21 protein-coding genes are annotated in these 20,016 nt (G+C 31.9%); 14 read left to right on the forward strand and 7 right to left on the reverse strand.

Going from position 1 to position 20,016, the window contains the following annotated elements; translation table 11 throughout:
* The first annotated feature begins 27 nt into the window (after nucleotides 1–27).
* A complete protein-coding gene (locus tag OS191_RS05680) occupies nucleotides 28–426 on the forward strand; it encodes a group III truncated hemoglobin (protein ID WP_267154755.1) in 399 nt (132 codons plus the stop codon).
* Between the two features lie 85 nt (nucleotides 427–511).
* Nucleotides 512–3,709 carry a cytochrome c biogenesis protein CcsA gene (locus tag OS191_RS05685; protein ID WP_267154756.1) on the forward strand — a complete coding sequence of 1,066 codons (3,198 nt, stop codon included), beginning with the start codon at nucleotides 512–514 and terminating at the stop codon, nucleotides 3,707–3,709.
* A gap of 69 nt (nucleotides 3,710–3,778) precedes the next feature.
* Here OS191_RS05685 and OS191_RS05690 read toward each other — a convergent pair whose 3' ends face one another.
* Nucleotides 3,779–4,150, reverse strand: a complete 372-nt coding sequence (locus tag OS191_RS05690; protein WP_267154757.1) for a hypothetical protein — start codon at nucleotides 4,148–4,150, stop codon at nucleotides 3,779–3,781.
* Nucleotides 4,151–4,329: 179 nt separating this feature from the next.
* Between OS191_RS05690 and OS191_RS05695 the strand changes: the two genes are divergently transcribed.
* The 8 genes from OS191_RS05695 (at nucleotide 4,330) to OS191_RS05730 (ending at nucleotide 9,782) form a co-directional block, all read left to right on the forward strand.
* Nucleotides 4,330–4,962, forward strand: a complete 633-nt coding sequence (locus tag OS191_RS05695) for a Crp/Fnr family transcriptional regulator (protein ID WP_267154758.1) — start codon at nucleotides 4,330–4,332, stop codon at nucleotides 4,960–4,962.
* A gap of 21 nt (nucleotides 4,963–4,983) precedes the next feature.
* Nucleotides 4,984–5,784 carry a sulfite exporter TauE/SafE family protein gene (locus tag OS191_RS05700; protein WP_267154759.1) on the forward strand — a complete coding sequence of 267 codons (801 nt, stop codon included), beginning with the start codon at nucleotides 4,984–4,986 and terminating at the stop codon, nucleotides 5,782–5,784.
* A 77-nt stretch (nucleotides 5,785–5,861) separates the two neighbouring features.
* The gene (locus OS191_RS05705; protein ID WP_267154760.1) at nucleotides 5,862–7,277 is read left to right on the forward strand and encodes an MBL fold metallo-hydrolase; all 1,416 of its coding nucleotides are present in this window, start codon (nucleotides 5,862–5,864) and stop codon (nucleotides 7,275–7,277) included.
* A gap of 120 nt (nucleotides 7,278–7,397) precedes the next feature.
* Complete coding sequence (locus tag OS191_RS05710; RefSeq protein WP_267154761.1) at nucleotides 7,398–7,772, forward strand: rhodanese-like domain-containing protein; 375 nt, start codon at nucleotides 7,398–7,400, stop codon at nucleotides 7,770–7,772.
* Between the two features lie 51 nt (nucleotides 7,773–7,823).
* Nucleotides 7,824–8,090 (forward strand): heavy-metal-associated domain-containing protein, encoded by a 267-nt coding sequence (locus OS191_RS05715; protein ID WP_267154762.1) that lies wholly within the window; start codon nucleotides 7,824–7,826, stop codon nucleotides 8,088–8,090.
* 75 nt (nucleotides 8,091–8,165) lie between these two features.
* Complete coding sequence (locus OS191_RS05720; RefSeq protein WP_267154763.1) at nucleotides 8,166–9,116, forward strand: c-type heme family protein; 951 nt, start codon at nucleotides 8,166–8,168, stop codon at nucleotides 9,114–9,116.
* Between the two features lies 1 nt (nucleotide 9,117).
* Nucleotides 9,118–9,414, forward strand: a complete 297-nt coding sequence (gene trxA, locus OS191_RS05725; RefSeq protein WP_267154764.1) for a thioredoxin — start codon at nucleotides 9,118–9,120, stop codon at nucleotides 9,412–9,414.
* A gap of 215 nt (nucleotides 9,415–9,629) precedes the next feature.
* Nucleotides 9,630–9,782, forward strand: coding sequence for a hypothetical protein (locus OS191_RS05730; protein WP_267154765.1), 153 nt, complete (start codon nucleotides 9,630–9,632; stop codon nucleotides 9,780–9,782).
* A gap of 57 nt (nucleotides 9,783–9,839) precedes the next feature.
* Here the strand turns inward: OS191_RS05730 and OS191_RS05735 are convergent, their stop codons facing one another.
* The 3 genes from OS191_RS05735 to OS191_RS05745 form a co-directional block, all read right to left on the reverse strand.
* On the reverse strand, nucleotides 9,840–10,838 hold the full coding sequence (locus tag OS191_RS05735; protein WP_267154766.1) for a metal-dependent hydrolase: 999 nt from the start codon (nucleotides 10,836–10,838) through the stop codon (nucleotides 9,840–9,842).
* Nucleotides 10,839–11,054: 216 nt separating this feature from the next.
* The gene (locus OS191_RS05740) at nucleotides 11,055–13,157 is read right to left on the reverse strand and encodes a TonB-dependent receptor (RefSeq protein ID WP_267154767.1); all 2,103 of its coding nucleotides are present in this window, start codon (nucleotides 13,155–13,157) and stop codon (nucleotides 11,055–11,057) included.
* 53 nt (nucleotides 13,158–13,210) lie between these two features.
* Nucleotides 13,211–13,600: a hypothetical protein gene (locus OS191_RS05745; RefSeq protein WP_267154768.1), complete on the reverse strand. Its 390-nt coding sequence runs from the start codon at nucleotides 13,598–13,600 to the stop codon at nucleotides 13,211–13,213.
* 227 nt (nucleotides 13,601–13,827) lie between these two features.
* Between OS191_RS05745 and OS191_RS05750 the strand changes: the two genes are divergently transcribed.
* The 4 genes from OS191_RS05750 to OS191_RS05765 all read left to right on the forward strand — a co-directional run bounded on the left by OS191_RS05750 (nucleotide 13,828) and on the right by OS191_RS05765 (nucleotide 17,112).
* On the forward strand, nucleotides 13,828–14,544 hold the full coding sequence (locus OS191_RS05750; protein WP_267154769.1) for a peroxiredoxin: 717 nt from the start codon (nucleotides 13,828–13,830) through the stop codon (nucleotides 14,542–14,544).
* A gap of 140 nt (nucleotides 14,545–14,684) precedes the next feature.
* The gene (locus tag OS191_RS05755; RefSeq protein WP_267154770.1) at nucleotides 14,685–16,028 is read left to right on the forward strand and encodes an MBL fold metallo-hydrolase; all 1,344 of its coding nucleotides are present in this window, start codon (nucleotides 14,685–14,687) and stop codon (nucleotides 16,026–16,028) included.
* Nucleotides 16,029–16,047: 19 nt separating this feature from the next.
* Nucleotides 16,048–16,500 (forward strand): methyltransferase family protein, encoded by a 453-nt coding sequence (locus tag OS191_RS05760; RefSeq protein WP_267154771.1) that lies wholly within the window; start codon nucleotides 16,048–16,050, stop codon nucleotides 16,498–16,500.
* A 6-nt stretch (nucleotides 16,501–16,506) separates the two neighbouring features.
* Nucleotides 16,507–17,112, forward strand: coding sequence for a class I SAM-dependent methyltransferase (locus OS191_RS05765; protein WP_267154772.1), 606 nt, complete (start codon nucleotides 16,507–16,509; stop codon nucleotides 17,110–17,112).
* 172 nt (nucleotides 17,113–17,284) lie between these two features.
* On the opposite strand, the gene OS191_RS05770 is transcribed toward OS191_RS05765, so the two are convergent.
* The 3 genes from OS191_RS05770 to OS191_RS05780 are packed head-to-tail and all read right to left on the reverse strand — an operon-like array spanning nucleotide 17,285 to nucleotide 20,016.
* Nucleotides 17,285–17,917: a TlpA family protein disulfide reductase gene (locus tag OS191_RS05770; protein ID WP_267154773.1), complete on the reverse strand. Its 633-nt coding sequence runs from the start codon at nucleotides 17,915–17,917 to the stop codon at nucleotides 17,285–17,287.
* A 12-nt stretch (nucleotides 17,918–17,929) separates the two neighbouring features.
* Entirely contained in the window at nucleotides 17,930–19,591 is a 1,662-nt protein-coding gene (locus OS191_RS05775; RefSeq protein WP_267154774.1) for a bifunctional metallophosphatase/5'-nucleotidase, read from the reverse strand.
* 2 nt (nucleotides 19,592–19,593) lie between these two features.
* The gene (locus tag OS191_RS05780; RefSeq protein WP_267154775.1) at nucleotides 19,594–20,016 is read right to left on the reverse strand and encodes a sulfur reduction protein DsrE; all 423 of its coding nucleotides are present in this window, start codon (nucleotides 20,014–20,016) and stop codon (nucleotides 19,594–19,596) included.

The raw sequence follows: 20,016 nt of genomic DNA on the forward strand, positions 1-20,016 counted from the left end.
TAGAAACCTACTTTTTAGAATAAAAACATGGTTAAAGAAGATATAAAAACTCGAGAGGATGTCTATTTACTGGTATCCACATTTTACGCAAAAGTTAGAAAAGACCCGTTTTTAGGGCCTTTTTTTAATCGGGTCATTAAAGATTGGCCTGAGCATATAGAAAAACTAACAACTTTTTGGGAAACTAGTTTGTTTACAACTAAACGCTTGGAAAATAAATATTATGGAAATCCCATTGCTGTTCATATAGATGTAGATAAAGACAATAACCAGAGTATTACACAAGAACATTTTGGAAAATGGTTGAATCTTTGGTTTCAAACTATCGATGAGTTATATGAAGGTGAATATGCCATGAAAGCCAAGCAAAAAGCCAGAAAAATGAGTACATTTTTATTTCTTAATATTTTTCAATCCAGACAGTAAGAACTTTAAAATTTAGTCATTTTAACACGACTAAATAAACTAAAAGACTTAAATTTGCACGACCAAATTTAAGCGTCTAAATATCATGCTAAATAAAATCACTAAATTTTTATTTTCTACCAGATTAACTTCCGTTTTATTTATAGTTTTTGCTGCTGCAATGGCCATTGGAACTTTTATGGATGCCGGACAAGACACCTCTCCAACACCCTATACCAGGAATTTAATTTACAACACATGGTGGTTTGAAGCCATCCTGTTTATTTTTATGATTAATTTCATAGGTAACATTCCAAAATACAGACTTTGGCGTAAAGATCAATGGGCAACCTTAATGCTTCATCTATCTTTTATCCTAATTATTATAGGGGCTGGAATTACTAGATATATTAGTTTTGAAGGGATGATGACCATTCGTGAAGGAGAAACTGAAAATTCCATTTTATCCCATAAAACCTATATAACTGCTTATATTGATGGCGATTATATTGTTAATGGGCAGGCACAAAGAAAAATTGTAGAGGAAGAAGTTGATTTTTCACCTAGATTAAATAATAAATTTTATTACCAAACAGATTACAATAAACAAGAGGTTACTTTCGAACTTGAAAAGTTTATTGGAAGTGCAGAAAAAGATGTTGTACCCGACGAAAACGGGAAAGAATATCTAAAAATTGTGGAAGCTGGTGGTGATGGCTCTCCTCATAATCATTTCTTAGAAGCAGGGCAAGTTCAAAGCATTCACAATGTGTTATTTTCTTTAAATAAAGACGTGGATGGTGCCGTTAATATTACTTCAAATGAAAATGGAATTACCATTCAATCACCGTTTGAAGGAGATTATATGACCATGGCTACAGGAGCAACGGGAGACTTGGTGAAGGACAGTCTTCAGCCTCTTATTTTACGTTCCATGTATAAATTTGGAGGAATGCAAATGGTCTTTCCAAAACCAGTAGTTAAAGGAGTTTTCGATATAGTTGAAAAATCGGAAATGCTGGCAGGAGATGAAGATGGTTTGGTTTTAAAGGTAACGTCTAATGGAGAAACACAATATGTAAACCTTTTAGGAGGACAAGGTTATAGTAAACCATTTGAACAAGTTAAAATAGGAGGATTAGATATTGCCGTAAAATATGGTTCTAAAATTATAGAGCTACCTTTCAGTATCAAACTAAACGATTTTATTGCCGATAAATATCCTGGAACGGAAAAAAGCTATTCTTCTTTTGCTAGTGAAGTAACGGTTATTGATGAAAAAGAAGGTGACTATAATTACCGTATATATATGAATCATATTTTAGATCATGGTGGATTTAGATTCTTTCAGGCTGGATTTGATCCTGATGAGTTAGGAACCAGACTCTCAGTTAACCATGATTTCTATGGTACTTGGATAACTTATATTGGTTATTTCTTCTTATACTTTGGAATGATTGCTATTTTATTTGATAGTAGAACGCGTTTTGGAGATTTAAAACGTCAGCTTAAAAGAGTGAAGTTTAAAAAAGATAAAGCCTTAATGGTATTATTTTTATTTATTGGCTTGCAAGGTTTTTCGCAAGATCATTCTAAAAACGACGAACATGCACATAGTAATAGACCAACAAAGCATCAAATAGATTCTATTTTAGCTGTAAACATCACGCCAAAAGCACATGCAGATAAGTTTGCGCATTTGGTAATTCAGGATGCCGGAGGACGAATGATGCCAATAAATACCTATGCTTCCGAAATGCTTCGTAAATTAAGTAAGCATGATACTTATGAAGATTTTGATGCCAACCAGGTGTTTCTATCCATTCAAGAAAGTCCGTTACTGTGGTATAACGTACCTATTATTTATTTAAAACCTCAAAAAGGGGATTCAATCCGTAAATTAATTGGTGCTGCAGAAGGTCAAAAATATGTCGCTTTAGTAGATTTCTTTACTGAGAATGGAGCTTATAAATTAGCTCCGTATTTAGAGGAAGCTTATAAAGCACAGATACCAAATGGTTTTCAAAAAGAATTTAAGGAAACAGATCAACGTGTTAACTTATTATATAACACGATTGAAGGGTATGCGTTGAGGATTTTTCCAATTCCGGAAGATTATAACAACAAATGGATTTCTTCAACAGAATATAGAAGGGATAATTATAGAGCGCAAATTAAAGATTCACTATATGGCAATTTTATAAACAATGGTTTTAATGCGTATCTATTAACCTTAAATAATGCTAAGCAATCTGAGGATTTCTCCAAAGCTGAAGAGCTATTAGAGTCTTTTAAAAAGACACAGCATAAATTTGGAAGCGAGGTCATGCTATCGGATAATAAAATTCAAGCAGAAATAAGTTACAACAAATACGATGTTTTTAAAAAACTGTATAGTTGGTATATGTATGCATCAGCTTTGATGTTTATTCTAATAATTGTTCAAATATTTAAGGAAAAGAATAAGGTTTTAAATGCTAGCATCAGCACATTTAAATACATTATTTTAGGTTTCTTTTTGTTGCACACCTTAGGTCTTATCGCACGTTGGTACATTTCTGGGCATGCGCCTTGGAGTGATGCATACGAATCTATGATTTATGTTGCTTGGGCCACCATGTTATTTGGATTGATTTTTGGACGTAAAAGCGATTTAACCATAGCATCAACAGCATTTGTAACCTCTATGATTTTAATGGTTGCACATTGGAACTGGATGGATCCAGCTATTGCCAATTTACAACCTGTTTTAGATAGTTATTGGTTAATGGTTCACGTATCGATAATTGTTGCAAGTTATGGTCCATTTACCTTAGGAATGATTTTAGGACTTGTGGCTTTATTACTGATGATTTTCACCAATAAAGACAACAAAAAGAAAATGTTACTAAACATTCAAGAGTTAACCATTATTAACGAAATGGCCTTAACTGTTGGTTTGGTTCTATTAACTATTGGAAACTTTTTAGGAGGCATGTGGGCAAACGAAAGTTGGGGAAGATACTGGGGTTGGGATCCAAAAGAAACCTGGGCCTTAATAAGTATTATGATTTATGCCTTTGTAATACATATGAGATTGGTACCAGGACTTCGTGGACGCTTCCTTTTTAACTTATCATCCATCATTGCTTTTTCAAGTATTATGATGACCTACTTTGGAGTTAACTTTTATTTAGCAGGATTACATAGTTATGCTAGTGGAGACCAAATAGTAAGTGTTAAGTTTATAGCAATAGCATTTGGTATAGTAGGTGTTATTGGTATATTGGCTTATATAAAATATGCGAAGTATTACAAGAAATAAGATAACAGTATGTTACAAAAAAAGACTGCAATATTGCAGTCTTTTTTTGTTTGAGATAATTAATCTTTTTTAAAGTTTTATTGGGTTTTTGTCTAAGTTTAGTTCGTCTAACATGTCTTGGGTAAATTTATAATGTCCCCGACGTGTAATAATTTTAAACCTATGGTCTTTCATTCTAGTTAATACATCTAAAAAACGCCATTTAGATTTAAGTAGTTTGGGTTGTTCAGATTTTAAACTAATTTCAAAATAATGTTTTCTTCCTCCTTTTTCAGCTACAATATCTGGAGTAATTGTAATGTCACTACCTTTTTTTAGGTAAGATTTTGGTGTTTCATAACCTTCAACATCAGCTTTAATGTTGCCGAATCCTAAGTTCTCTAAATACGTTAAAGATTCTTTCAAAAATACTTCGTTTTCTAATTTGTCCTGTGCTATCATGCTATAAAGATATAAAATTTAATTGGCATTTTTGGTTAAATCCATGTTAAACATGTTATTATTAATTCATTGTCAATGGGTTAGATGAAGTTGGTCTGTTTTTTTTAATATGAATAATATCAATATCGTTTCAGACTTAAACATTAAATTTGTAATATTAAACCTTATACCATCCAAAAATGATAGAACATTTAAAAGCCAATTATGGCTATTTATTTGAAGACGAACTACTTCAGGAAATAAACCAAGTTGGTGTTTTTAAAGAAATTCCAGAAGGCAACAAGCTTATTGAAATAGGAGACTATATTAAATCCATGCCCTTATTAATAAGTGGTGCAGTTAAAATTCTTAGAGAAGATGAACATGGCGATGAACTTGTTCTATATTTTATAGAGAAAGGAGATACATGTGCCATGACTTTATCTTGTTGTATGGGACAAAAAAGAAGTGAAATTAGAGCAATAGCAGAAACTGATACAACACTAATTATGATTCCCGTAGCGCATATGAGTTTGTGGATGGGTAAATATAAAAGCTGGCAAAACTTTATACTTCAAAGTTATAATGAACGTATGTCTGAGCTTTTGGAAGCTATAGATACCATTGCATTTTTAAAGATGGACGAACGAATTTTAAAGTATTTAAAAGACAAAGCTATGGTAACCCATAATGATGAAATATTTGCTACACATCAAGAGATTGCAAACGATTTACATACGTCTAGAGTGGTTGTATCTAGAATCTTAAAAGCTTTAGAAAAGAATAATCAAATAAAAATTAATAGAAATAGGATTACTTTACTGGACCTTTAAAAAAGTATTGATTAGATACTCATGGAATTAAATACCATTTTAGGATATTTTGGAGCACTTTTAATTGGCGTTGTCCTGGGCTTAATTGGGGGAGGAGGATCAATTCTTACAGTTCCTGTTCTGGTGTACCTTTTTACCTTAAATCCAATTACAGCTACAGCATATTCGCTTTTTGTTGTGGGGGTGTCTTCTGCTTTTGGAACTATTAAAAACATTCAAAAGCATCGCGTTAACTTTAAAGTAGCCCTTATTTTTACTGTTCCTGCTTTTACAGCAGTCTATCTTACCAGACGGTTTATTTTACCCGCTATTCCAGAAAATATATTTACTATCAACAATTATATGGTAACTAAAGATATGGCTATTATGACGCTTTTTGCAATCATGATGCTGTTGGCTGCAGGAACCATGTTAAAAAAGACACAAGTTTTAGAAGTTACCCAAGAACCAGTCAAATTAAATTACTTCTTAATATTTAATCAAGCTATTATTATAGGTTTGTTTACCGGTTTAGTTGGAGCAGGAGGAGGTTTTATTATTATTCCAGCATTAATAGCGCTGGCAAAACTACCTATGAAAGAAGCGGTAGGGACTTCCCTCTTAATTATCGCTATTAATTCTCTAATAGGTTTTACAGGAGATTTTGGGCATTTAGATGTAGATTGGTTATTTTTACTTGGTTTTACGGCTCTTGCTATAATAGGAATTTTTATAGGAACATATATGTCCAATTTTATTGATGGAAAGAAATTAAAAAAAGGATTTGGTTGGTTTGTATTATTTATGGGAATTTACATAATATATAAGGAACTGACCATTTGAGTATAATTGTAACCAATGTTACAACTAAAATCGAATAACATAAGTAATTTTGCATAATAGATAAATAATTGAATAACATGAAGATTGAACAAATTTACACAGGATGTTTAGCACATGCTGCTTATTATATTGAAAGCAACGGAGAAGCTGCTATTATAGATCCATTGAGAGAAGTACAGCCATATATAAAAAGAGCAAAACTAGATGATGCTAAAATTAAATATATTTTTGAAACACATTTTCATGCCGATTTTGTTAGTGGACATCTAGATTTAAAGAAAAAAACCGGAGCAGATATTGTTTTTGGTCCAACTGCAAAACCTTCATATGAAGCTATAATTGCTGAAGATGGACAAGTTTTTGAAGTAGGAAACTATAAAATTAAGGCTATTCATACGCCTGGTCATACCATGGAAAGTACAACCTATTTGCTGATTGATGAAAATGGAGATGAACATGGTATTGTAACTGGAGATACTTTATTTATTGGAGATGTTGGAAGACCTGATTTGGCTCAGAAAATAGCATCAGACTTAACTCAAGAAAAATTAGCAGGATTTCTTTTCGATTCTTTAAGAAATAAAATCATGCCTTTAAGCGACGATTTAATAGTCTACCCTAATCATGGGGCAGGATCAGCTTGTGGAAAAAATATGAGTAAAGAGACAACAGACACGCTTGGAAACCAGAAAAAAACCAATTATGCCTTAAGAGCAGATATGACCAGAGAAGAGTTTATTTCTGAGTTATTAGACGGTTTAAGTGCACCTCCAGGATATTTCCCTCAAAACGTGATGATGAATATTCAAGGTTATGAAAGCTTTGATGATGTGATGGAAAAGTCTCAAAAGCCTTTAGCTCCTCAAGAATTTGAAGTTGCCGCTAACGAAACGGAAGCTATTGTTTTAGATGTTCGTCACCAAAAAGATTTTGTAAAAGGTCATATTCCTCGTTCTATTTTTATAGGGATTGATGGAGGCTTTGCTCCTTGGGTTGGCGCTTTAATTGTTGATGTAAGTCAGCCAATTCTTATCGTAGCCCCAAAAGGAAGAGAAGAAGAAGTTATTACCAGGTTATCCCGAGTAGGTTTCGATAATGTACATGGTTATTTAGATGGTAGTTTTGATGCATGGAAGAAAGATGGTTTGGAATACGATACCATTTCTTCAATTTCTGCCGAAGAATTTAAAAACAGATACGAAGATATAAAAGAAGAAATATTCGACGTTAGGAAAGAAGGTGAATACACAGCCGAACATATAGAAGACGTGCATTTTACACCTCTCGATTCTTTAAACGAACATTTAGCTGAATTTCCAGATAATAAACCATTTTATCTACATTGTGCTGGAGGTTACAGATCGGTAATTGCAGCATCTATTTTAAAAAGTAGAGGTATTCATAATATAGTAGATGTAGCCGGAGGGTTTTCAGAAATAAAATCTTCTGGAATTCCAACAACAAGCTTTGTCTGTCCTTCAACTTTAAAATAAATAAAGAATATTCTTAATAATTTAAAAAGCGACTAATAGTCGCTTTTTTTATGTAACTTATGTTACTGATTAAGTAATCTATAAAGCTTAAATTTATAATCTATAAAACCAAAAATCACAATGCATAAAATCCTTATATTTTTATTTGTAATTACATCAGCTTTTAGTGTAAATGCACAAGAAAAAGATAGTATCGTTATACTTAATGTAACCGATTATAAAACTCAAACAGAAAATAAAGATGTTCAGCTAATAGATGTTAGAACTCCAGAAGAGTTTAAAGACGGTCATATTCAAGATGCTATAAACATTGATTACTATTCTGAAGATTTCTTAAAAGAATTTGAAACGTTAGATAAAAATAAGCCTTTATATCTGTATTGTAGAAGTGGTAACCGAAGTTATAAAGCTGCTGTAAAACTGAAAAAAATGGGTTTTAAGGACATATACGATTTAGAAGGCGGAATCTTAAATTATAATAAAAAACAAGAATAAACCGAGCCAATGGCGAAATCATTTCACTAAAAGATAAAGTAGAAAAGAATAATGAAAACATCAGTAATAGTTCAAAATTTAAAATGTGGTGGCTGCGCTAATACCATTACTAATAAATTATCAGAAATTAAGAATATTTCAGATATACATATAGATATAGAAGACAGCAAAATTTCATTTAAATATATATATGAAGATGATGCTTTTCTTGTGAAAGAAAAATTAAAGAGTATAGGTTACCCTTCAATTGAAGAAGATAATTCTTTGGTGTCTAAAACAAAATCGTTTATAAGTTGTGCAACAGGAAAATTCAGTTAAACTATGAGACTAAGTATTATTATAATTAGTATTCTATTTTTTTTACAAGGATGTAAAGATCATAAGGAGACTTACATGTCAGTTGTTGTTAATGAAACAGATAAGACTTTACAAGAAGTCCATCCTGGAAAAAAACTTATGGAAAATAATTGTTATGTATGCCATAGTCCAACGGCTAGCATGGAAGACAGAATTGGACCTCCAATGGTGGCTATTAAAAAACATTATATTATAGAAAACACCAGTAAAGAGGAGTTTATTGCAGATATGCTAAATTGGATAAAAAATCCAAATGAAGACGACGCTAAAATGCCTGGAGCTGTTAAAAAGTTTGGAGTTATGCCAAACACACCTTATCCTGAAGAAACTATCAAACAGATAGCAGATTATATGTTTGATTACGAGATAGAGCAGCCAGAATGGTTTGAAGACCATTTTAATGAAGAGCGAGGTATGGGGAAAGGTAAAGGAAAGCAAAAAGGTAAAGGTCATGGTAAAGGGATGCAAAATAAACAAGGCTTTACTGATACTCAAGATTTGACCTATGAGGAAAAAGGATTAAAGTATGCCTTAGGAACTAAAGCGGTATTAGGGAAAAATTTAATGGGAACCATACAGAAAAAAGGTACATTAGCAGCTGTTGAATTCTGTAATATAAAAGCATACCCTTTAACAGATAGTATGTCTGTAGCTTATAATACGCAAATTAAACGTGTCTCAGATAAACCTAGAAATCCTGAGAATCAAGCAAATTTTAAAGAACTACAGCATATAGAAGCTTTTAAAAAAGTAATAGCTGCTAATCAAGAGCCAAAGCCTATTTTAGAAGAAACAGATAGTGAAGTTTTATTTTATTACCCAATTACAACTAACTCTATGTGTTTGCAATGTCATGGAACTCCAAATAAAGAGTTAGATACCGAAGCTTATAAAACCATAAAAGCGCTTTATCCAAAAGATATGGCCATTGGTTACGATGTGAATGAGGTAAGAGGTATTTGGCGAGTAAATCTTAATAAAGAATAGTATGAGTCAATTTTCAGAAATAATAAATCAGGACAAGCCAGTTCTTATCGATTTCTATGCAGAATGGTGTGGGCCTTGTAAAATGATGTCTCCCATTTTAAAAGATGTTAAAGATAATTTAGGAGAATCTGTTTCCATTATAAAAATTGATGTGGATAAAAATCAATCTTTAGCTGCAAAATATCAAGTTAAAGGTGTTCCAACCTTAATATTGTTTAAACAAGGAAAACAGTTGTGGAGACAATCTGGTTTAGTGCAAAAAGAAGATTTAATAAACTTAATAAATAGTAATAATTAAGTATAAGAAATAGAATTAGTCATGTAATTCTCATAGTAAACTGACAATTCTTTGTCAGTGATTTTTGGTTGGTTTGAAAAGGCGCTTTTAGAAATAAAAGTGCCTTTTTGTTACTAATTTAAAAAGTATGTTATATTTACTGACTAAAATCATATTTAATATTACATATATCAGATATTTTTACAATTAATTATAAACCACAAAACTCCTCGATTATGATTACTCAAAACCTTGCTTTATACAATTGGAATAATGGCGTTATTATGATTGCTATTTTCGCATTAGTATGTATTACCTTAGTTGCAATTCTTATTAACTTTATGATGGGAGGTAAAAAAGAAGAAGGTACGGAAGAGGAAGAACAGTAGTTTTTCTATTGAGCATTGTTAGGTTTTGTTTCTTGTAAACTAACACTACCAAGGTTTTTAATTTCCTTTTATACGCAACCAAAGATCGTTTAATAGTTGTTTAGCGTCTTCTTTGTTTTTAATAGTTTCCGTAAATGTAACTTCGCCTAGATTATCCGTTTTTATTTCATATTGAAATACGAAATTTTGGGCTTCGGGTTTTAAACTTAATAAGCCAAAGCGTAAATCGTTGAACAATAATTTATCATCTTTTTTTGTAATAGAATACCAGCCTTTAGAAATATGAATCATGCGCTTTACTTTCTCGTTATCTGCTAACTCTCCCAACAACTCATGATTTTTTGGGTATGCTTCAAAATGAATGGGTTTTTTATCGAAAAAAGAATAATATCCAATTAGGTAATAGTCTTTTGTATCTACATTTGCCGACCATAATATGGTGTTTAATGGCGAAGGTTTTGTTTCAAGTTTTGTATAATCTATATCCTGATTTTTTAATGCTTTTTCAAATTGATTATAAGCCAAACCTTTTAATCCGAAGGTTAATAACAGATAAGTACTACTAATTATAAGTCCCATATTATTATAAAATCGTCTTTTTGGAGCCTCGCATTTTTGATATGCAGCTAATATTAAAAAGGTAAGAAAAGGCAAGGTGTAGAGTGGATCTATAACAAAAATGGTTTTAAAGGCAATGGGATAGTCTATTGGCCAGAAAAGCTGCGTTCCCCATGTGGTGTGTGCATCTAGAATAGGATGTGTTATAAATGCCCAGAAAAATAACAAAGACCAACCTTTAACGTCTTTAAAGTTTTCGTACCTAGAAACAAGCCAACCAAAAATAGGAGCAATGCATATAGAAAAGAAAATAGAATGTGTAAAACCTCTATGTATTTCTAGAGCAGAAACCGTATCTGTAAAATAAGAAGAAAAGATATCAAAATCAGGAATAGTTCCAGCAATAGCACCATAAAACATGGCTCTATTACCAACTTTTTTTCCCAGAACAGCTTCTCCAACGGCAGCACCTAAAACAATTTGTGTTAATGAATCCATTTAAAATAAAAAATATGCTTTTTAGTAAGGTGCAAACTAAGGTATTTAAAAGGACTTTTAAAAGTGAAACACTTTAATTAACCCTCTATTTCTTTCTTGTATTAAGACGATTACTATTTATATAAATATTTAGCAATAATTGTTTTTTAAAAAAGTACTAACCAATAAGAGGTTGTCTATTTAGACAACCTCTTTTTTGAAGTTTGATTTTATTGATTAGAAAGTGTATTGTAAAAACGCAGAAAAGTTACGTCCTGGTTCGGTAATTGGAGTTCTTCCAAAATCTGCTTGATTTGTAAAAGAAAAGTTTAAGTGGCTAATATAAGCTTCGTCAAAGGCATTAATTAAAGCGACACCCAATGTTATACCTTTTATAGGCTTTACTCCTAAACGCACATCTAACGTTTGATAGCCATCAGTTTCTGTTTCACCAAAACTTTTAGAAATATTATCCTGTTCAGAGACTATGTTGTATTGTACATTCCCCCAAAATTTCTCTTTTTGGAAGCCTATACTTAGTTTGGTATTAAAAGGAGGTGTTAATGGTAAAGATTCATCTAAATCCTTGTTTTTAGTATATACATAAGCAAACTCAGTTTTAAAGTAATAATTATTTAAAAAATCTATTTGTGCTAAAACTTCAAAACCAGTTTTATAAGATTCGTTTAAATTTTGAAATACTTTAGGGTGCGTAGGTTCTAACATCGGATTAAACTTTCTAGTTAAGTTTTCATCAATTACCCCAACAATATAGTTTTCGAAAAATGAATAATAAAAAGACGTTTCGTATCTAAAGCTATTAAAGCCATTTTGCAATTGTTCTATTCCCTTGAATCCAATTTCAAATTGATTATTTATTTCAGCATCTAAATTTGGGTTTCCTATATATTCATAGGGATCTTGACCAACTGTAAAATGATTTATATAACGTTCAATCATGTTTGCAGAACGAACACCACGTCCATAAGCAGCTTCTAAAGTGAAATTTTCTGAGACTAATTTTTTAATCGAAACTGTTCCACTTATATTATGTTCTGTACGCTTTTCTAGATCATACATTTTTGAGAAATCTTCTGCAGGATCGAGTATGTCTGAAGTTACATTATCATATCTAATTCCTCCCGTAATAATAGTTAATGGGTTTAAACTGTATTTAACTTCTGTAAAAACACCTATATCTGTTATATATGAATCTTGCCAAACTTTATCATTAAATACAATAGGTGTTGGTAAAGGGTTACCATTCTTAAACTTGACGGTTCTTGTTCTATCGCCATCTCTAGCAATATGCAAAGCATCTAAGCCTGAAAACATGTTTAATTTGTTTACGGGTACCCAGTTTAATTCTATTTTTCCTCCCATAGTGGACGCATCTACAGCAGAAGAAGATTCTGTCATCTTAAACGAGGGTCTATCAGTATTAGTCATTAAATGATCTACGTAGCTATAATACGCTTTGGCAGTAAATGATTTTGCAATTTCTCCAATATTGTCCAATTTATAATCTAAAGAAATAATGCTACTATTATCATATTCGGTATCCATTGGTAAAGCAGCATGTAATACATCGCGACCAAAAGACTGTCTCCAATGTCCTTGTAAACGTTGGTCTTCAGTAAAATTGTAACCTAATTTAATTCCGTAGTCTGTACTTCTAAATGCTGAAGGAATTTCAACACCATTTCCATCTTTATAGTTGCCAAAATCTCTATAACCTGCATTGGCAACAATATCATATTTTTCTTGAATATACTGTAGTTGAACTAGATTGACTAGAGAGTTTCCGTTACTTTCATATCCAGCCGAAACTTTACCATGAAAACCATAATCTTCGTAATCTGGTTTTTGTGTCACTAAATTAATAACACCCCCAAAAGTGGCTCCATAACGCACGGTGTATGGTCCTTTAATTATTTCAATTTTAGCTATTTCTTCAGGAATAATATGTGTTGTAATTGGATCCATTCTATTTGGACAAGCATGCATGGCTTTTGTTCCACCATCATATTGAATGTTTAATTGTTCGTATTGAGCCGCCCTAAACGATGGGTCTATGGCGTAATTCCCTCTTTTTATAACCGAGAAACCATTGATGTTGTTAAATAAATCTGCAACATTTTTAGGCTGGACAATGTCTTCATAATAATTATTGGCAACAACTGTTAATACTGGGTCTGTTTTTATATTTCCAGTAACAATAACTTCATCTAGTTTTGTGATTTCTTGTTCTGTTGAGTCTTTTTTAGTTTCGTTTAGTTCTTGACCAAAAGATATAGCTGTAATTAGTGAGCATATTAGCGCACCATATAATGTTTTCATATATAGTAATATTTTATTAAACGAGAGTGATTGAGGTAGTGTGAACTACCAGTTTAAGAAGAAAACGAGACTCTTGGAGGGTGAAAACAATCGATGATGCTGTTATAAAAATATAGGTTTTGATAAGCTATAGGGTTTTGCTCTTTTATAGAGTTTTCTTGAATTAATGTATAATCCAATTCCGAATTTGGGTATAAAACAAGCTCTTCAAAATTAACAATACTTTCAGGAATCTTTTGTTCCTTACTTTGTGACTTACTAACTTTGATTAAATGACATTTCCCTTGACACTGTAACTCAAGTTTATCTTTGTTTTCACATAAAATCTCAATAAAACCTATGCGATCTATGTTGTAATACGCATATGTTAGTGATACCCTTAAACTGCTAAAAAGGAGAAGGATTGTTAATGTAATAGAAAAAATGTAAGTGCTCAGTTTCATCAGTACAAAGATAAAACTGACCATTGAGCTTAAAACTGATTTTTATCATAATAGTTAGTAATAATGGCGTTGTGTAACAAGGGTTACATTAGATGTATCTAAATCGATAATTCTTATTTCAATATCAATATTATAGATGTCTTGTGCTACTTAGGTTACACTGCAAAAGCTAAGATTAGATTAATTTTATACTATTAATAAATTAATCTTATATAATTATGAATACCGTGGAAACAACACAACAAGAAGATGTATTTTCAATGCCAAGAATTGGAGATAAGGCTCCAGAATTTACAGCCGTAACAACACAAGGAGAAATTAATTTCCCATCAGATTATAAAGGAGAATGGTCTATATTATTTAGTCATCCAGCAGATTTTACTCCAGTTTGCACCTCTGAATTTATGACATTTGCAGATCAAGAAGAGAAATTCAAAAAAGCCAATTGTAACCTGATTGGATTGTCAATAGATGGTTTGTACAGTCATATTGCTTGGTTAAGAACCATCAAGGATAAAATTAAATTTAACGGTATGGAAAACGTTGAGGTTAAGTTTCCTTTAATTGAAGATATTTCTATGAACGTTGCAAAAAAATATGGAATGGTTCAGCCTGGAGAAAGCGAAACACAAGCTGTTAGAGCTGTCTTTTTTGTAGATCCAAAAGGAATCGTTCGCGCCATTATTTATTATCCTTTAAGTTTAGGACGTAATTTTGATGAATTATATAGAGCTTTAATTGCCATGCAAACCTCTGATAAATTTAATGTAGCTACTCCAGCAGACTGGTATCCTGGTGATGATGTTATTGTGTCTCCTGCAGGATCATGTGGTGTTGCTGAAGAAAGAATGACAGGTACAGACGATTTAGAATGTGAAGATTGGTTTTTCTGTACAAAAAAGCTCGATAAAGATTTAGTATTAAACAATATCCTTAAAAAATAAATAATACTATAAGCTTAGAAATCATTTTCTTAAAAAAGTAAATTGATAATTTAAAAATCTAATTGAAATTTCGGTCTTAAGTTTTAATTGAGGCCGAAATTTTTTATCTTAAAAGAGAAAGTGAAAAAAGAGTAAAAATTATGAATATCATACAATTTGAAGACAAGCCATTAGCACATTATTCTTACGCTATTATAAGTAATAATGAAATGGCAATTGTAGATCCATCAAGGGATCCAGAACCATATTATCAATTAGCAGAAAAGCATAATGCAAATATAATAGCTGTTTTTGAAACTCATCCTCATGCCGATTTTGTAAGTGGGCATTTGCAGATTCACAATGAGACAGGTGCTAAAATTTATGTCAGTAAATTGGTTGGTGCAACCTATGAACATGAGACTTTTGATGATGGAGATACTGTTAAAATAGGGAATATTACATGTTCTGCCATTAACTCACCTGGTCATTCACCAGACAGTATTACAATTATTGCTGAAGATATGGATAATAATTATGCTATGTTTTCAGGTGACACCCTTTTTATTGGGGATGTAGGACGACCAGATTTAAGAGAAAAAGCGGGAAACATGAAAGCCAAACGCGAAGAATTAGCTAAAAGCATGTATCACACCATACATCATAAATTTAATCATTTACCAGATGCTACACTAGTGTATCCAGCGCATGGTGCAGGTTCGTTATGTGGTAAAAATATGAGTGCAGATGCATCCAGTACTTTAGGAAAAGAAAGAAATGAAAATTGGGCATTTAAAGATTTATCTGAAGACCAATTTGTATCTCATATTTTAAAAGATCAACCTTTTATTCCGTCCTATTTTGGTTTTAATGTGGATATCAATAAAGAAGGATCACAGAATTTTCAATTGTGTATTGCCATACCAACATTCCAATTTCAAGTTGATGGTTTTTTTAATGATGATGCATTAATTGTAGATACCAGAAGTAAAGAAGCGTTTGATAATAACCACCTAAATAGAAGTATTAATATTATCGCTGAAACTGAAGATGATAAATTTGAAACTTGGTTAGGCTCTATTGTAAAACCAAATGAAGCGTTTTATTTAGTAATAAAGTCTATTGAAGACCGAGATAAAATGCTGTATCGAATAGCTAAAATTGGTTACGAGAAACAATTAATAGGATTGATGACTCTAGGTGAAGCTAATTTAGAAGATTCTGATGTTCTTAATTTCAATGATTTTAAAAAACATCAGGATAAATACACTATAATAGATGTAAGAAATAAGAGTGAAGTAGAAGAAGGTGAAATCTTTAAAAATGCTATAGCTATTCCGCTTCATCAATTAAGAGATGCTGAAGATGAAATCCCTACAGACAAACCTATTGTAGTGCATTGTGCCGGGGGGTATAGGAGTGCAGCAGGTTGTAGTATCATTTCAAATATTACAGATAAGGTTGATGTGTTCGATTTAAGTGATGCTGTGACTAAATTTCAGTAAATAAATAGGAACGAAGCTATTGGAAACAGGACATCCATCAAAAAAAGATTATGTATTTGTAAGTATTCAGCTTTTACTTTTTATCGCTTATATTTTTCCAATTAAAATAATTGTAATTACTCTTATGGAATGGATAAGATATTCCGGTTTAATTTTAACTATTTTAGGTTTAATTTTAGGTGTTAGAGCCTTATTACAAATAAATGCTAAATTATCACCCTTCCCAACACCAGTAGTAAATAGTAAATTACTTACTCATGGTGCTTTTGCAGTAGCTAGACATCCTATTTATACTAGTATTTTAGCTATAACTTTGGGTTATGCTGTATTTGATACATCACTATATAAATTTATAATAGTTGTAGCATTAGGACTATTATTTTATTTTAAATCAAACTATGAAGAGAAATTATTATCAGAAAAATTCCCTGAATATTCAATTTACAAAACAAAAACGAGGAGATTCCTTTAAAAGACTATGAAACATAATCCAGCAGAATTTTGGAATGACCGTTTTGGTCAAGAAGAATTTATTTACGGCACGCAACCCAATGAATTCTTTAAAGAACAAATAAATAAACTGAAACTTGGAAGTTTGCTTTTACCTGCCGAAGGAGAAGGACGTAACGCAGTTTATGCTGCAATACTAGGTTGGCAAGTAACCGCATTCGATATTAGTGAGCGTGGACAGGAAAAAGCTTTACGATTGGCTAAAGAAAAAAATGTAAGTATTGATTATCACATTTTTGGTGTGTTAGATTTTATGTCTAGTCAGCAGTTTGATGTTATTGGTTTGTGTTATGCTCATTTTCCAATTGAATTACGAAAGGAAGCACATAGACATTTGATTAATTTTTTGAAACCTGGTGGAATTATAATTTTTGAAGCCTTTTCAAAGGCACAATTTGGAAACACTTCTGGTGGACCAAAAAGTAAAGATATGTTGTTTTCAATTGAAGAAATTAAAGATGAATTTAAAGAGTTAAAATTTAAGATATTAAAAGAAGAAACGATTCAGCTTTCTGAAGGAAACCATCATAAAGGTGAAGCAGAAGTAATACGGTTTGTAGGTGTTAAATCTTAAATGATTTTTCTATAAAAAAACAAAAGAGGCTGACTTATAAGTCAGCCTCATTTTATTAAATTAGAATAGACAATAGTTTATGTAAACGCTATAAGAATATTGAATATCCATTTTAAGTAATACATAAAACACGAGTGCATTTAAGGAAAATAAACTTTAAATAACCACATTATTACTTCAAACCATTCAAAAAATCTTTAAATTCTGAAGTGTTATAATCGGCCATACCTTTATGTGTCATTGCTAAATTTCCTTTGGTATCAATCACATAAGTTGTAGGTAAAGCAGATGATTGAAACATTGCTGGAAGATTACTTGCGGGAGCATAAATAGGCAGGTTATACTCTTTGCGTTTATCAAAAGTTTTAGCTTTTTCAAAATCGTCATCAAAAGACAACAATACAAAAGCCACTTCGTCTCCCATTTCTTCATGCAATTTTTTAATGCTAGGCATTTCTGCTATGCAGGGTGGGCACCAAGTTGCCCAATAATTTAAAAATATGACTTTACCCTCAAACTCTTCCAAAGTTCTGGTGTTTCCATCACTATCAATCATTTTAAGGTTTAAATCTGCCTTGATAAGGTCTGCAATAGGTGCCGTTTCACTTGCGTTTTCATTGTTCCGTACTTGGGTAATTTCTTCTACATTTGGATTCATCAAACCGGTAGCCAGTAATCCTCGTTGTGCAAAACCAATGACTTCGGTGTGCAAACCTGTGAAATAAAGAGCAGCGATAACTGCAAGAAAAATTCCATTCTTAATCCATGATTTCTTAATTGTTTTTTCTTTTTTATCTGTTTTCATGATATTCAATTTTTATTGAAATTTATAATCCGTTTTAGGAACTGTTGAAAAAGAATATTCACCAAGATATTCGCAAAATGCTCTACCCTCTAATTTAGGCGAAACAGGCGAATGTATTTTTAGGTATTCTTCAACAGCTTCGTGTATGGTATAATCTTTTACTTCAACGTCTTTAACATTTGCCATTCTACACAAATTATCTATTGGGTCGCCAGGACGGACACATGCTGAAATGGTGTAATATTCATCATCTTGCATTTCTTCTCCTTTTATAATTATTGAAGATATGCGTTGACCTCTTTCATTCTGACTGTTAAATTTTACATTCATTCCAGAAAAACGTACTAGCCAGCCACCAAAACGTTCGGTTGGATCTTGAGAAAAGGCGTTATGCATTTCTTTTTCTAACCAATCTTTAATTTGTTTACCAGTTGCTTTTCCTGTTTTTACAGGTTCATTAACAGGCATTAAATTCCACAAATTAGCTCTTGTAATAGGAGCAGGTTTTCCATCTTTTGGCACAATAGGATTTCCAAATCTAAAACCATTAGAAATTGAAATGTCTGCACCAGTTTTCCAACGAGCAGCATCTGTTATCATGTTGTCCATTGGATTTTCAACCGTTAAATATCTGTAAATTGGTGTGTTTGTATAACCAATAATAGTTTCTAAATGGTCTTTGTAAGGTGCTTTAGCCTCGTCAACAAGCGCTTGAATACTTTCATCTGCTGGATAAACTTCTGGGTCTACATCAATAAGGTCATAATCATCTCTAACCAATTTGCCATCTACAAAATGCAAAGTTAACTTTCCAACAAACGAACCAAAAGCACCAGGTTCTGTTACTTTAGCATATTTACCCTGAATCATTTCACGAACTCGTTCATGCGTATCGTTACCAAGAATATAATCGGCATTTTCGGCAATTGGATTGCTGGCCAATTCCACTTGTTTAAAAATACCAATATGTGTGACCAAGAAAAGCACGTCTATTTTTTCTTTTACTTTAATATTGTCCACCATTTTTTTTAGCTTGTCATCTAGTCCACTAAAACCAATGCCTTTACTAAAAATAGGATTTTGCCTAACCGGAACGTCTGGGTCGTTAATACCTATAAATCCTAAACGTATACCTTCAATTTCCTTTACAGAATAAGCCGGAAATAATGGGTTTTTATCTTTGTCGTCATCAAACATGTTTTGGACGATAACGTCGGTTTCGTAACCCTTCATAATTTCCATCATCATATTCTTGCCATAAACAACTTCCCAATTGCCAGGAATTATAACATCAAAACCCATATTTTTAATCACATCTTGCATTACTTTACCGTCCGATAAAGCAGCATAGCCACTTCCTTGTATTAAATCGCCACCATCTACAATTATGGTTTTATTTGGGTTTGCCTCACGTTCTTTATCAAAAAGTGTTTTTATATTGGCGAGTCCACCACGATCTTTGAAGACTATTTTTTCGTCTTCCCAAAACAATTCGGGATGTGTGTCTAATTGTCCGTGAATATCAGCAGTTTGAAGTATGGTAATGCTTAAAGTGTCATTAACCGTTTTGTTGACTGATTGTTCTGAAGCTGTTTTATTTTTACAAGAAACTGATATAAGAGTTAATCCGATTAATGTTAAAACTGCGAAGCTATTGTTTATATATTTTTTCATAATTATAATGTAATGCTTTTATATCCTTTTTTCTGAAGTTGTAAATTATAAAGAATGCCGTTTTCAACTATTTTCATGTTCTTAGGAACCTGAGTTCTTTCAACTTTAAACTTATTTAGCGAAAATCCACAGGCAATAATTTCTATGCCAGTTTCTTTAGCTTTTTTTATAAAATTATTTATCTTTTCAGGATTGGTAATATCGCCAATTTCTTGTCCGCAAATAATCACTTCAAAATTACCGAAATTTTCGCCATCTTCAGTTTTTAGTGCTTCTGCAGCAAGAATAATTGGTTGTAGTTGAGGTACTTTTTTAGTTAGGACTACATAATTGTTCTTGTCATTATTTATTTGTTGTGCTTTTATTTCAGTAATGCTAAACAGCGTTAACAAAACAAATATGGAATTAAATAGGTATGTTTTCAT

It is taken from the genome of Xanthomarina sp. F2636L (assembly GCF_026410195.1).
Lineage (GTDB): Bacteria > Bacteroidota > Bacteroidia > Flavobacteriales > Flavobacteriaceae > Xanthomarina.

Bases quoted from the DNA above. Each gene is read 5' to 3' on its own strand.
- OS191_RS05680 (WP_267154755.1), top strand. From the start codon at position 28: ATGGTTAAAGAAGATATAAAAACTCGAGAGGATGTCTATTTACTGGTA.
- OS191_RS05740 (WP_267154767.1), bottom strand. From the start codon at position 13,157: ATGAAAACATTATATGGTGCGCTAATATGCTCACTAATTACAGCTATA.
- OS191_RS05695 (WP_267154758.1), top strand. From the start codon at position 4,330: ATGATAGAACATTTAAAAGCCAATTATGGCTATTTATTTGAAGACGAA.
- OS191_RS05715 (WP_267154762.1), top strand. From the start codon at position 7,824: ATGAAAACATCAGTAATAGTTCAAAATTTAAAATGTGGTGGCTGCGCT.
- OS191_RS05745 (WP_267154768.1), bottom strand. From the start codon at position 13,600: ATGAAACTGAGCACTTACATTTTTTCTATTACATTAACAATCCTTCTC.
- OS191_RS05775 (WP_267154774.1), bottom strand. From the start codon at position 19,591: ATGAAAAAATATATAAACAATAGCTTCGCAGTTTTAACATTAATCGGA.
- OS191_RS05755 (WP_267154770.1), top strand. From the start codon at position 14,685: ATGAATATCATACAATTTGAAGACAAGCCATTAGCACATTATTCTTAC.
- OS191_RS05705 (WP_267154760.1), top strand. From the start codon at position 5,862: ATGAAGATTGAACAAATTTACACAGGATGTTTAGCACATGCTGCTTAT.
- OS191_RS05720 (WP_267154763.1), top strand. From the start codon at position 8,166: ATGTCAGTTGTTGTTAATGAAACAGATAAGACTTTACAAGAAGTCCAT.
- OS191_RS05780 (WP_267154775.1), bottom strand. From the start codon at position 20,016: ATGAAAACATACCTATTTAATTCCATATTTGTTTTGTTAACGCTGTTT.
- OS191_RS05770 (WP_267154773.1), bottom strand. From the start codon at position 17,917: ATGAAAACAGATAAAAAAGAAAAAACAATTAAGAAATCATGGATTAAG.
- OS191_RS05730 (WP_267154765.1), top strand. From the start codon at position 9,630: ATGATTACTCAAAACCTTGCTTTATACAATTGGAATAATGGCGTTATT.
- OS191_RS05710 (WP_267154761.1), top strand. From the start codon at position 7,398: ATGCATAAAATCCTTATATTTTTATTTGTAATTACATCAGCTTTTAGT.
- OS191_RS05690 (WP_267154757.1), bottom strand. From the start codon at position 4,150: ATGATAGCACAGGACAAATTAGAAAACGAAGTATTTTTGAAAGAATCT.
- OS191_RS05735 (WP_267154766.1), bottom strand. From the start codon at position 10,838: ATGGATTCATTAACACAAATTGTTTTAGGTGCTGCCGTTGGAGAAGCT.
- trxA (WP_267154764.1), top strand. From the start codon at position 9,118: ATGAGTCAATTTTCAGAAATAATAAATCAGGACAAGCCAGTTCTTATC.
- OS191_RS05685 (WP_267154756.1), top strand. From the start codon at position 512: ATGCTAAATAAAATCACTAAATTTTTATTTTCTACCAGATTAACTTCC.
- OS191_RS05765 (WP_267154772.1), top strand. From the start codon at position 16,507: ATGAAACATAATCCAGCAGAATTTTGGAATGACCGTTTTGGTCAAGAA.
- OS191_RS05700 (WP_267154759.1), top strand. From the start codon at position 4,984: ATGGAATTAAATACCATTTTAGGATATTTTGGAGCACTTTTAATTGGC.